The organism is Vibrio sp. Of7-15 (assembly GCF_022347565.1).
Lineage (GTDB): Bacteria > Pseudomonadota > Gammaproteobacteria > Enterobacterales > Vibrionaceae > NORP241.
This window is the reverse complement of record NZ_JAKRGH010000008.1, coordinates 23,859-37,324: the sequence shown is the minus strand read 5'-3', so window position 1 is coordinate 37,324 and position 13,466 is coordinate 23,859. Positions and strand designations below refer to the sequence as shown.

General features: G+C 43.1%; 8 protein-coding genes. 1 reads left to right on the top strand and 7 read right to left on the bottom strand.

What is annotated here, in order from left to right; all coding sequences use genetic code 11:
• Positions 1 to 2,322 carry a non-ribosomal peptide synthetase gene (locus MHO82_RS10870; protein WP_239183969.1) on the bottom strand — a complete coding sequence of 774 codons (2,322 nt, stop codon included), beginning with the start codon at positions 2,320 to 2,322 and terminating at the stop codon, positions 1 to 3.
• A gap of 182 nt (positions 2,323 to 2,504) precedes the next feature.
• Here MHO82_RS10870 and MHO82_RS10865 point away from each other — a divergent pair, with 182 nt between their 5' ends.
• Complete coding sequence (locus MHO82_RS10865; protein ID WP_239183968.1) at positions 2,505 to 3,860, top strand: MATE family efflux transporter; 1,356 nt, start codon at positions 2,505 to 2,507, stop codon at positions 3,858 to 3,860.
• Between the two features lie 32 nt (positions 3,861 to 3,892).
• On the opposite strand, the gene MHO82_RS10860 is transcribed toward MHO82_RS10865, so the two are convergent.
• The 6 genes from MHO82_RS10860 to MHO82_RS10835 all read right to left on the bottom strand — a co-directional run bounded on the left by MHO82_RS10860 (position 3,893) and on the right by MHO82_RS10835 (position 13,435).
• Complete coding sequence (locus MHO82_RS10860; RefSeq protein WP_239183967.1) at positions 3,893 to 4,855, bottom strand: AraC family transcriptional regulator; 963 nt, start codon at positions 4,853 to 4,855, stop codon at positions 3,893 to 3,895.
• Between the two features lie 130 nt (positions 4,856 to 4,985).
• Entirely contained in the window at positions 4,986 to 6,707 is a 1,722-nt protein-coding gene (locus tag MHO82_RS10855) for an ABC transporter ATP-binding protein (protein WP_239183966.1), read from the bottom strand.
• On the bottom strand, positions 6,700 to 8,475 hold the full coding sequence (locus MHO82_RS10850; RefSeq protein ID WP_239183965.1) for an ABC transporter ATP-binding protein: 1,776 nt from the start codon (positions 8,473 to 8,475) through the stop codon (positions 6,700 to 6,702). Before MHO82_RS10850 ends, MHO82_RS10855 begins: the two co-directional genes overlap by 8 nt.
• Before the next feature lie 88 nt (positions 8,476 to 8,563).
• Entirely contained in the window at positions 8,564 to 10,654 is a 2,091-nt protein-coding gene (locus MHO82_RS10845) for a TonB-dependent receptor (protein WP_239183964.1), read from the bottom strand.
• A gap of 331 nt (positions 10,655 to 10,985) precedes the next feature.
• Positions 10,986 to 12,062: a 3-deoxy-7-phosphoheptulonate synthase gene (locus MHO82_RS10840; protein WP_239183963.1), complete on the bottom strand. Its 1,077-nt coding sequence runs from the start codon at positions 12,060 to 12,062 to the stop codon at positions 10,986 to 10,988.
• The gene (locus MHO82_RS10835) at positions 12,059 to 13,435 is read right to left on the bottom strand and encodes a hypothetical protein (RefSeq protein WP_239183962.1); all 1,377 of its coding nucleotides are present in this window, start codon (positions 13,433 to 13,435) and stop codon (positions 12,059 to 12,061) included. The genes MHO82_RS10840 and MHO82_RS10835 overlap by 4 nt, the downstream gene beginning before the upstream one ends.
• Positions 13,436 to 13,466: the final 31 nt, after the last annotated feature.

The following is a 13,466-nucleotide window of genomic DNA, read 5'->3' as shown; positions in this document are numbered from 1 at the left end:
TTAAAACGTCCATTCTTCCGTCGTGTCGTCTTGTGTTTGATTCCACAGTTGCAACTCAACCCAATCGCATACTGCCGCAGGTGAGGAGTTTTCAGCTAAAAATGACAGCTCAATGTTGTGAGAAAACGTCTCGCGCAGTTCCGTTAAGAGCTGCATTAGGTGAAGTGAGTTACCACCGAGTTCGAACAATGACGAGTCAATATCAGTGACAGACGCACAGAGCAGTTTTTCATAAAGGGATAAGACGGTGCGCATGGTCGGCGATGCCGCTTCAATAAGCTCAACCACTCGTTTTTGATCAATAATGTTTTGATCAATAATGGCATCTAACGCTTTTTGATCGACTTTTCCATTTGGGTTAAGAGGAATACTCGAAACACGACGAATATCAGAAGGCTGCATGTAATGCGGCATGTTTGACAGCGTGTGGCGAACCTCATCGAGGTCCACTTCAGAATCACTGGTAATAAAAGCTTGGATTTGGCGTTTCTGCGTACTCATGCGAACATAAGCAGTCGATACCTCTGCATGACACCTTATGGCACTTTCAATTTCACTCAACTCAATACGAAAACCATTCAGCTTGATTTGAGAATCGACACGGCCAACAAACTCGATGTTTTTCGATGCGGATACACGGGCATAATCGCCAGTCAAATAGCCTCTCTGTCCCTTGAAATCGATGAACTTCTCTTCAGTTTGTTCCTTAAGCCCCACATATTCCGTTGCTAAGCCTTGGCCAAAGCACACCAGCTGACCCACTTTACCTTGTGGTACTGGCTTAAAATCATTATCTAAAAGAGCAACGTATGTTCCTGTGACTGGTTTTCCAATTGGGATGTCTTTCAAAGATTGAGTTGAGTCAGGCTCCACCACATGTGTCGTAGTAAAGATGCCGTTTTCAGTGGGACCGTAACAATGGATAAACTGGGTCTTTGGCGCTTGACTCAACGCTCGTTGAACATGAGAAACTGACACCTTCTCTCCTCCAAACATCACGTAAGATAAAGAGTTGAAGATCGACGTATCCGCATCGGAAATACGATTAAACAAACCAGAAGTGAAAAAAGAGGTTGTGACGTTAAACTCACTCAATTTTCGAGACAAAAGTTCAACATCCAATACTTCATCTTTGTCTAGGATCGCTAATGTCGCACCGTTATACAGCGCTCCCCACAACTCCAAAGCCGACGCATCAAAGGCAGGGTTAGCAATGTAGCTAAATACTTGCTCTGTCATCGGACCTAGAAAACGAGGTTGGTCGATGATTCTAGCGATCGCTTGGCCAGGGAGCGAGACCCCTTTGGGCATGCCCTCAGAGCCTGAAGTAAAGTACACATAGTTCGGCTTTTCGAGCGTTAGAGACTGTAATGGCATCGAGCTCGCATGAGTACTAGAGCCTTGCTTTTTCGCCTCAAGTAAATGCTCGATAATAAGCACGTCTTCTTTACTGTTTAGCTCACTCGCTTTTTCAAAAGACGTGATGATGCTTTGACACTCAACGAATGATAACTGCTGCGTTACGCGCTCAAGCGGTGTGTCGTAGTAAATAGGAACAACGGTACAGCCCAACGCGTGGCACGCTAACGTCGCTACGATTTGATAGACATCTCTTTCCAAATAAAGCGCAATTGGCGCGTTAGACTTAAGGCATGGCGTGATCTGAGACATCAACGCTTCCGTTTCAGCCAACAGTTCAGCGTATGTCCATTTTACTTTGGTTGACGTAATTGCCAATTTATTAGGATTGTTGATCGCTTGGGTACGAAAAGTTGAATACAGCGAATGATCTAGGTTGCTTTTTCTCGTATCCCCCACCATGAATACTTCGCCAAGTCGATCCTCATTCTCACAATGCTGAATGAACAACTCTATCTCTTTCGCATCATAACCATTCGTGAAGTGGATACCGTGATCACTGCCTAACGACACAACCAATGCATCCGCATCAAAGCCTAGCAACGCATGAAGCTCATTTGAGTTTACGGCATCAAAGTTCACTACCGTACGAACGGTTTTCTTTGGTGAAGCTATGGGTTCAAAACGAAACTGTTTTATTGTCTGCTGACGAAGTGACCATTCGACTGAACCGGTATACCACTGTTCATTCATCAAAACGTTGCATTCGACGTACCCTTGCCCAGTCATTGAAGCGCCAACAGAAAGCAGGTGTGAAACATATTCCTGTGAACTTCTGCTGTCTAAAGCCTGTATCGGTCGTGAGGCTAATGCCGACAAATCCGATACGTCTCGCCCAACAGGAAGTAAGAAATAATGGGCACCCTGCTCTCTTTCAAGCGGAGAAGTTTGTTCTACTAACACGTGAGATGTCCCAAGAATGTTTTAAACGGAGCATCAGGTTAAACCAATATCACTTAAATGCTAATGATATCCATTATCAAATCCGTACAGTGAATATATTGCTCCGCATAATGACAAAAACATTGTGCCTTGCATGCCACAATACCGACATCTCGTAACATAACTTAACCATGGATTGACACATGAACAAAAAGCCACCGATTTATAAAGAGATCATTAAACTCTCTTTGCCACTAATGTTTATCCAAATATGCCAAGCATCGCTCGGGCTCGTCGACACCCTTCTCGCTGGGCAATACCATTATAAGGATCTCGCAGCAGTCGGACTGGCGAGTAACATTTGGACTCCGATCGCCATTCTCATCACTGGCATTATGTACGCCTTGGTGCCCAAATTTTCAGCGGCCGATGCCAAACAAGATAATGAAGCTTGCGCGACACTGTTAGCTCTGGGAAAGCGTAATGCCGCTGTGCTTTCTGTACTTGGGTTCCTTGCTTTGCAGCTTTTTGCCTTCTCTGCACCCTATATCATCTCGGATCAGGAAGTTGCGAAAATAAGTCAGAACTATCTTCATGCTGTCGCCTTTGCTGTGCCGGGCCTGACTTACATGATCCTTTATCGATTTTTCAATGAAGGCCGAGGGAAAATGCTGCCAATCGCCCTCACTGGTGCTCTATTATTAGTGCTCAATAGTGCACTCAATGTTGTGCTCGTTAATGGTCACCTAGGATTACCAGCACTAGGAGGATTAGGCTGCGGGGTTGCAACAGCAATCACAACGTATTGTGCTCTTTTTTGTTTATGCGCCCTTTCCAGAAAATCGCTTAAGTCCATCAATACTGAAAATCGAAGCGTCGAGAGCTCAGAGGCGAAAAACCTAATGCTAGAAGGCTTACCCATTGGCATTGCACTCATCTTAGAAGTCTTGGCACTGACAGCATTAGCTTTCTTTGCTTCGGCACTTGGCACAAAAGTGGTCGCGGCGCATCAAGTCGCCATTAATGTTGCCATGGTCGTATTCATGATTCCGGTAGCAATAAGCAGTGCCGCGACCATTCAGGTCTCCAAATACAGGGGAATGTCTCTGCCGTTTGAATCTAAACGCTCTGGTATCGCCGCGCTCACCATGGCTACGCTGTATGGTGGAATCATGACGGTGCTAATCTTGGTGTTTGGTAAACAAATTGCGCCTTGGTTTAGCGAAGACCCAGAAGTGATAACCCTCATTTCGAGCCTGATCATTTTCATTGCCATGTTTCAGCTCGTTGACGCAATACAAATGGTGGCCGCCGGTATCTTACGAGGCCTTGAAGAATTTGTTCGCCCCCTTGTGACCGTATTATTTGTCTATTGGATTGTGATTATCCCTATCAGCTATTTCATTGGGGTCAAAGGTTGGTTCGTTGAGCAACCTAACATCGAACACATTTGGCTACTGCTCACCTGTGGACTTACCTTTGCGGCGCTCTTATTAGGGACTCAAAGCTACCTTCAATTAACAAAGCTTGCTCACAAACCTGAGCTAGCCAACGCTTAGAAAAAAGGCTCAAGCAATGCTTGAGCCTTCTTTTATCCTACGTGAACCGATTTTCGTCGGTAATGTTTTGGGCTACACATGTACTGTTCTTTGAACTTTTTCGAAAAGTGCCCTACATGTTTAAACCCCACAATATTCGCCACTTCTTGTACAGAAAGATCCCCTACTGCTAAAAGCTCTCCTGCCTTAGCCATTCGCTTATTAGACAAAAATCCATAGACAGTCTCACCGAACACCATCTTAAAGTTTTTCTTGAGCTTGTTATCGTTAATACCGATTTGGCGAGACAACTCAATTAATGAAGGAGGCGAATCCATACGCTCTTCCATGATTCGAGCGGCTAATTGAATACAGTCCATGTCTCGTGGTGTCATTCCACAACATACGTTAACTTCTCGGTGCATATTGTGATAAATAAGGGCAAGCAGCTCTAATACTTTTCCTTGCAGATAAAGCGTATTGGCCGCTTTCCCTAATTTAGAACGTAAAATTTCTTCCACGTTTTTCACAATATCCGAAGTCACCTGAACAGACTCGAATCGATTAATTTCAGAAAGTTCATCCGAACCATCCTCAAACAATAGCTGCATCATTGACTTAGGGACGCAAAAGTTTATAAATTTTGTTCGAGAAGTGCCATAACGAAACTCCAGCTCCCCTTGATGACAAACAAAAAACAGTGCCTTGTCTTTATCAATGATTATCGATTCCGACTTTCCAGAAACCAATACCTCAACCTCACCTTCTATTGCGAGGCAAGCACCAAAATAGTCCTGTGCTGCCTCTTTAAAGCTGGTGGGGTGATGAAAAGTAACATCGCTATAGGTAATATTTAGCCCGGGGGCCAGTTCAACGATGTAGCCATGGCCTAAACACATGTTTTCATCAAGTTCGACTTTTGTGGTTGCATAATCAGCAAGTCGATTTTCGCCCCCCCCTTCAAATCCTTCACACATTTTAAAGGCAGATTGAACGTTACTTTTTACATAGGCCATGATTATATCTCTTAGCGTTTATTCTCTATTGAGTAATCATAGGAAAATACTATAAATGATAAGCATTATCAATTGAGTCTAAATTTATACAGATCGCAAAAAATCAGAATAATCCAATGAAAACAAAACATTAAACTTCCCACCCTTGCGAATCCAACTGGTCATTCCACAAGGTTTGATACCCGTTTGATGATTTTATCAACTGTTCATGGGCTCCAATCGCTTCTATTTCACCATTCTCCAAGACGACAATTTGATCCGCATAGATCACATTCAATAAATTATGCGCAACCAGTATGACTGTTTTATCTTTTACCAAAGAAGAAATAGCGCGTTGTATCAATGCCTCATTCCCCACATCTAACGCCGCCGTCGCCTCATCAAGCAACACAATAGGCGCGTCTTTTAACAATGCTCTTGCAATAGAAATTCGTTGTTTTTCGCCCCCCGATAATCTCATTCCCCCTTCCCCGACAACCGTTTGTAACCCATCAGGGAGACGCTGAATAAAGTCCCAGCATTGAGCCTGGCGACAAACCTGCTCCAATTGTGTTGATGAAACTTCCTGCCCCATGACCAAGTTGTTATAGATGGTATCGTCGAAAAGGTAAACCTCTTGAAAAACCATACTTATCTGTTCGGAGATCTCGGTTTGACTCATACTTTTTACGTTCTTTCCACCAATCGTGATAACGCCTTCGTCCGTGTCCCAAAAACGAGCAATCAAACTCATCATTGTTGATTTTCCAGATCCTGACGGTCCGACGATCGCCGTTACAGACTGTTCAGGAAAAGTAACGTTCATCTGCTTGAAAAGCGGCGTGCCTTCATAACTGAAATGCACATTCTTGAATTTCACCTCATGCCCTAAACGGTCTGATGCTACCTCCGTCTCTTCGATCAGTTCTTTTTGTTCCAATACCCCTTCTATGCGAGACATAGAAACTTTAAAGTACTGAAACTGAGTCAGTAAAATAGCAAGCTGAGTAAGTGGGCGATAAAATTGCATTGAAACGAGTAAAAACAGTAAAAAAACAGTAACAGAGAGCGTTTCTGTCCCTATGGAATAAAGCCCAAACATGATCAAGCTGGCAAAACCTGCCTCGGAAAAAATAATGAAGGCAGCTGGTGCCAAACTGGCTTTCATTTCATATTTTAGGTGGGCGTCTCGTGCGTTTTTCATTTTTTCGTCAAGTTTGAGATACTCTCCATCGGCTTGCCCATGCGCTCGAAGTACTCGTATGCCCATAATGTATTCAAAGATTGCACTGCCCAATTTATCTGCGGTTTGAAACAGCTTGCCTTTACCCTCTTGGCTTAAACGAGACAAAAGCACAAACATGACGATGGCGATAGGAAAACCAACCAGCATGCTCAATGCTAAACGCCAGTCAAAGATGAATAGACCCACCATTAACAAGCTAAGAACACACACAATACCGAGCACATAGCTAATAACGTGTGACAAGGTATGTTCGGTAAATTCAACGTCTTTTAATAACGTATTATTAAGTGTGCCTAAGTCCATTGAGAGTAATGAACCTAGAGGGATGCGGGTGAGTTTTTCCATCATATTTTTACGCATTTCGTAACCCGAGCGACTGCTAAATTCACTGTGCGTAATGAAGGTTAATTTCACCGCAATTAATCGGGCCACCAAGCACACCACAATTAAAACACAGTAAAAAAGGAGATGATTGAGAGAGGATGTAGACTCCAACATTTCAGCGAGGATAAAGAACACGCAAAAGTTTGGCACAATCATAGTGACTGCATCGGCTATCGCGACGGCGATATTTTTCCCAATCGTTGCCCTCGAGCAACCCGATAAACGCATTATTTGATTAAGCACAACCCATCTCCTCATGCTTTGCTTTATTCGTTACGGACCAGTTTTGAGTCTTTTGGCTCTTACGCCACATTGAGCCATACAAACCATTAAGTGCGACCAACTGGTCGTGTTTTCCTTGTTCGATAAGCTTCCCATCGTCCATAACAAGTATCTGATCCGCTCTCTGAATCGTGGCTAAACGATGAGCAATGATGATCACTGTTTTTCCTGTCATCAATTTACTCAATGCACTTTGAATAAGTTTTTGGTTGGTGGCATCGGAATGTGAAGTCGGCTCATCTAAAATGATGATGGGTGCATCTTTCAATATCGCACGAGCGATCGATAATCTTTGTTTTTGACCACCACTAAGTCGTGTATCTTTGCCAATCACCGTGTCATACCCATTGGGAAGCTGAGAGATAAAATCGTGGGCGTTGGCTGCTTTTGCCGCCGCAACAATGGCCTCCATTGAATAGTCTTTACCCATCGAAAGGTTACTCGATACAGACTGAGTAAATACAAAGGAATCTTGGTCAACCATCGCGATAGCATCCATGCGCTGCGCTTCAGACATCTTTGATAGTGACTGCCCACCAATCAAAATTTCGCCACCAGCCACAGGCCAGAAGCCCGCGAGAAGAGAAGCTAAGGTGGTTTTCCCCGCCCCGGAATGACCCACAATGGCAGTTAGACTTCCTGAAGGTACCGTAAAGCTTACATTATTGATTGCTTTTTGTTGCTTCCCTTCATAGCAAAAGTCGACACTGTTAAATTCTATGTCATGGTGACGCATTTCGGATTGACTCGCTGTGTCTTCCATCCTAGGCAAATTGACGATTTTTATTAAACGCGCCACACCTTCAAACACTTGCCCAAGATAAGTGCTCAATAACGTCAGGTTAAACAGCGGCTCTAACATACCCACACCGAGCAAAATACACAGTAAAAAGCTGGAAACACTTAACGAGCCCTGAAACCAAAAATACAAGCCCGAAGGTACAAGAAAAACAAGCCCAGAGCTCAGAACAATTTTAAATAAGGCAAAAGGCCAACCCGCGCTTTTGGTCCATGATTCGATGTAGTTCTTATGGTGCTGTATGTCATTATCTAACTGATTGTACGACCGCTCACCAATACCAAACAGACGCACAACCGGCATGGCTCTAATAAACTCTGTCACAGAACTGTTTAGTTTTTCGACGGACTCATGATATTGCTCAGCCTTCGATTGATAATCTTTAAACAGTACTGCCTGACATAAGATCGCGAGCGGAATGGGGACTAACGCTATTAGCGCCATTCTGACGTCAATCACCATTAATAAAATGAACGTCGCCAATGGAATAATAAAAGAAGACACCAAATCAGGAAGTTGATGTGCTATAAAAACCTCGATACGGTCAATGTCTTCCGTCAGGTTCTTTTTCAGCTCGCCACTGTTTTTTCGACTAAAAAAACCAAGCCTAGTTTTTGAAAGACGATTTACAACCGAGTGCCTAATATTGTACTGAATATGGAAAGCACAGTGGTGGGCCAAATAAACGGATATCAATAGAGATAAATAACGTGCCACCATGATAAAAAGCACAATAATCGACAACGACCAAAGTTGATCCCACCCTTCTCCCGCGATCAGTTTATCGACAATTAAATAAACAACATAATAAGGCCCGAGAGCAAGGACGGCTGCGGTAAGCGAAAATAAAATGGCGAACCAAAGCATCCATTGTTGTGTTTTACATTGATGAAACAACCATTTCAGAGGATGAGAATTACCTTTTTGCATAATAAATCCTTTTTAACACGAGAAAGGCAGCACATGATATGCTGCCTGAAAATCAAATAAGCGTATGTACACTCATTAAATTGCTTGGTTAGAATCTGGCTTCTAAATCCAACCCAAACCTGAGCGGCTCTCCATAGGTGCTGTTATTAGTACCGCCCCAATTGACAGAGTAGGTTTGATAGCGTTCATCGGTTAAATTCGCTCCCCATAAACGGATCGAATAATCGTCACGGTATGAAAAATCAAAGTTGGCATTGACGACAAAATACGGGTCTTGGAATTTTTCACCTCGTCCGTCTTGAGCCACATCGCCGAAATAGCCCACGCTCATAGAGGGAGTAAAGCTCCAATCATCGTTAATGTCAGCAAAGTAGGTTGTTTCAACATGGACGTTATGCTCAGGCGCATACGGCACTCGATTACCTTCTGCCATGCTGGCACCGGTATAACCATCCACTTGAGCAATCTTCGCGTTATTGAAACCAAACCTTAGTGCCGCTTGCCAAACATCCGTAAGTAAGGCTGAAATAGAACCCTCAATGCCTCGAGATCGAACTTCCTGGATGCTGGCAATGCGTGTATTACCACCAGCATCAGGGTATGCGTATTGGAAGTTTTCTACACGAGCATCAAACAAATTGATATTGGTCATGATGGTGCGATCAAGCCAATAACTTTTGTAACCGATTTCTACCACTTTACTGGTTTCAGGATCATACGTTTTTCCGTAGCCTAAGCGCGCTCCAGCAGCCGTGGTTTCCTCAGCCATCCAACTGCCACCACCACTCAAAAGCCCTTCCCCATAACTGGTATAAACCGTGTGATCTCGTCCGAAGTCTTTTGACAAGGCGACTTTAGGCATGAACTCAGAATAGTCCGTTTTATAGTCACCTTGAGTTTGAGCTGGGCTTAAAAACATATTGTAGAAGGAAGAATCTATTTCATAATTCTCTTTTGTATAGCGACCACCTAGGTTTAATGACCATGTCGGTGCAAAACGCCAAATCGCATCAACGTACGCGGTATAAGTGTCTCGCTCAAATTCACCTGCCGTTTTCGTCAAGGCCATATTAGACACTTTCATTGCCGCTTGGTTATTGTTGTCTTCCGTGACTTTGTAATAGGCTGCGCCGACAACCCAATCAATAGGCAGTTCATTAGGTGTCGAGGCAAGTCTGAACTCTTGAAAATAATCTTTTTCTCTTATCCAAGTGTCGACCAAAGTTGAAGCGGCATCCGCTGTAACGGCCAGATCAGCGTCAAAACGGCCAAAAGTATCAATCTTTCGATAGCCAGAAACAGAACTTAACATCCACTCAGGCGTCAAATTCCAGTCTACGTTTAAGGCCATCCCTTTGGAGGTTTGGTCAAATAATCCCTCTACATCAAACGCCGTCTTAAGATCATCCCCTCGGTTGGGTTTTGACGTCTCAGGTACGTATGGGTAAGCGCCACCATCGGTTTCACCATAATCCATATACAAAGTAGCGGACCAATCTGTGCTTGGGGTCCAATACAAACTTATCGCGACATTGTTTTGTTTTTTATCATCAACCGATTTACCTAGATGAGTGTTATCCACAAAGCCATCGCGTTCTAGCTGGCTCACGGCGATTTTCGCACTAAGTTCATCTTCGATAAGGGCGGTAGACGCTAAGAGCTGAGCACTCTTTTCATTGTAATTAGCAACACCAAGCTTCACACGAGCAGTGGGTTCGTTGTCCGGTTTTTTCGTCGTAATAACGATAATACCGTCTCGGGCATTACTGCCATATATGTTTCCCTGTGGCCCTCGTAAGAACTCTATGGACTCCACATCGACCAAGGATAAGTTCAGACCATACAGGCTCGTTTGCGGTACTCCATCAACATAAATAGGAACGTTGGCTTGCTCTAAGTTACGTGGTAACCCGCGCACTTGAACATAGTTGTAATCTCCAGCAATATCCGATAGCGTCATGTTCGGAATCGATTTTATGGCATCCGCAACGGTTCGATAACGCTGCGTCTCCATGTCTTCCGACGTTAGAAAATCCATGCTTTGCGGAATATCTTTAATATCTTTCTCTACTCGGGCTGCCTGTACAATCATCGTCTCATCAACGTTTTCGATTGCAACAGCAGGCAAAGTACCCAGGAGTCCAGCAATTGCGGCTCCTACCACTGTGAGGTTATTCATTAGATAAATCTCTATTGCTTAGTTCGTAAAAAAACCAGCAAAATACTAAATGAATATTATTCTCATTAGAATATAAGGAACAGCACCATGGGGAGCAATTTTAGCACTCAAAGTATTCTTACTATTTATATAAGAGCTGACGTGTTGCCACTCGAAATATGAGTCTGTCATAACAGGCTATGTCGAAGGGGGGTTAATACGAAAAGGACTTCTAATACAAACGAACAACTTGCCCTTTAAAGGCAAACAACACGCATATAACCAATTTACGATCAAAAAAGAGCGCCGTGATCAGGCGCTCCTTTGTTTCATTATGAACAATAAGCGCTCTCTACGAAGCCAAACGTTCAGTCGAAATCGGCCACTGGTGAGGCCGTTGATGTCTGACACACATGGCTTTATTCAACCTTTGAAGCAAAGTAAGCGTGTCTTGCCAGCTCAAACAAGCATCCGTCACCGACAAGCCGTAATCTAATGGTTTCTGAAGATCTTGATTGCCGCCTTGAATAAAGCTTTCTGCCATGACACTGGATATAGCCATGCTCCCCGCCTCAATTTGCTGACATACCGACTCAGCAACCACCAACTGTTGCTTGTGGTTTTTCTGGCTGTTACCGTGGCTCAGATCCACCATAATATGGGTATTGATACGCTGCTGGCTTAACTTCGCATAAGCATCATTCACGTCAGATTTGTGATAATTTGGCTCTTTACCACCACGAAGGATCATATGCCCATAAGCATTGCCCTTAGAGCGCAACAACGAGAGCTGACCAAAAGAATTCAGGCCACAAGTGGTATGACTATGGTTGGCAGATCCAATCGCGTCCATCGCTATCTGAGTATTGCCATCGGTGCCATTTTTAAAACCTACCGCATAAGGTAGGGCCGAGGCCATTTCTCGATGTGGCTGAGACTCCGTGGTTCTCGCCCCTATCGCAGCCCAGCTGATCAGATCAGAGTAATAAGGGAGCAAATAAGGATTAAGAATTTCGGTGGCAACGGGTAATCCCATCTTGTTAATTTTATAAAGTAGTGAACGTGAGCGATGTAAACCATCAAGGTAATGATTAGAACCATCTAGATCAGGATCAGAAATAAACCCTTTCCACCCTAATGTGGTTCTTGGTTTTTCAAGATAGGTTCTCATCACAATGAACAAAGAGTCACTATAACGCTCACTAATGCCGCGCAATAACTCCGCATACTCTAAACAAGCGATTTCATCATGCACAGAGCATGGCCCTATGATCACCAATAATCGTTTGTCTTTACCCGTAATGATGTCTTTAATCGTTTTTCTGCTGTTCTCAATATGCTCAGACACATCAGGACACACGGGTATTTCGGAAAAAAGGGTTTTAGGGATCGGCAAGTGCTCTAAACATTGGCAGTCATAGTGATTCATGCGCACACCTCCATACCCTGTTTTAGTACTCGATTGTGTTTGTATTTAAGCCAACCACTGAATGTCAAAGACAACGCGAATAATACGATGGCAGACGCCACCCCCTGATCCAACAATAGGAGCGTGACCCAAGCAAACAACAGTGATAATAATGCAATGGTCATCAGCTTTGATTCCACTTTCTCTTGTGTCAAACACACGTACAATATGGGGGTTAATGAAGAAAAACCAATCAATGACCAAATACCTAACTGAAAGATAGATTGATCAGAAAAAATGGAGATCAAATAACACGCCACAAGAAAGATTAATAAGATCCACTCATGAGAAAGAGAATACCTCGTCATATTTTTACTGACTAAAGCACCAACACTGATTAACTGCGAATCCAGCGACGACATAATCGCGGCTAAAATACTAATAGCAATAATGCCACTCACCCACTCTTGATCCAGTACAGAAATTAAAGCAATAATGATCGGGCTATCTGGTTGTTCCGATAATTCTAAATTCGCCACAATCCCGATACTCACACAAGAGATCCAAAGCAAAACCACGCACACTGGGTACAAGATGAGAGTTGAATTAAACGTCTTGGCTGACTTTGCGGTACACCAATGATTAAAAATATGAGGAAAAGCACCCACAGAGAAAGTGATAATATAAAAAGAAACAATCTCCATTATTCCAGGTCGGCTTTCTATATTAAACACGTCCGGCTTTATCAAAACAAGCTTGCTGATTGTATCGGTAATGCCTCCATTTTTTTGAATCAAAAAAGAAAAAATATAAATAGATCCAAAAATAAAGATAAATGCTTGAACAGAGTTAATTAACGACGTACCTCTTATTCCACCAATAATCACATAAACATAAATAAGTAATGCCACCAGTCCTGTTGTTACTTTCGCATCAACAGTCATACCATATTCTTCAAAGAATACCGAAGCGATTTCTCCTCCACCTTTTAACCCGACGATGATGTAAGGAACAAGAAAACACAAACACAAAATCATAAAAATATAACGGCACAGTGAAGAACCTGTTTTCAAGTACACCAACTCAGGTTGAGTAACAAACCCCGTCGATTTTGATTGCTCACAGACTTGTGTTCCCAATATTTTAAATAAAAAAGGAACAATAAGCGCCGTCGCACAACCTAAAGTAATGAATACATTAAAGCCACCTGAAAAACTCTTATCGGGAGCACCAATGATCGATATCGCGGTCATGTTAGTGGCAAATAGAGTTAACAAAAGAACCACTGGCCCGATATCATGACCAGCATGAAAGAAATTAGACTTGAATTTAAATTTTGAATACAGCGTAACCGCTATGATCACGGCTGAATAGAATATTAGCGTATAAATCATTGTTGATTACTTCTTGATATATGATAAAGGA

Coding starts and splice junctions, on each gene's coding strand:
- MHO82_RS10850 (WP_239183965.1), bottom strand. CDS start 8,475: ATGCAAAAAGGTAATTCTCATCCTCTGAAATGGTTGTTTCATCAATGT.
- MHO82_RS10865 (WP_239183968.1), top strand. CDS start 2,505: ATGAACAAAAAGCCACCGATTTATAAAGAGATCATTAAACTCTCTTTG.
- MHO82_RS10860 (WP_239183967.1), bottom strand. CDS start 4,855: ATGGCCTATGTAAAAAGTAACGTTCAATCTGCCTTTAAAATGTGTGAA.
- MHO82_RS10835 (WP_239183962.1), bottom strand. CDS start 13,435: ATGATTTATACGCTAATATTCTATTCAGCCGTGATCATAGCGGTTACG.
- MHO82_RS10845 (WP_239183964.1), bottom strand. CDS start 10,654: ATGAATAACCTCACAGTGGTAGGAGCCGCAATTGCTGGACTCCTGGGT.
- MHO82_RS10840 (WP_239183963.1), bottom strand. CDS start 12,062: ATGAATCACTATGACTGCCAATGTTTAGAGCACTTGCCGATCCCTAAA.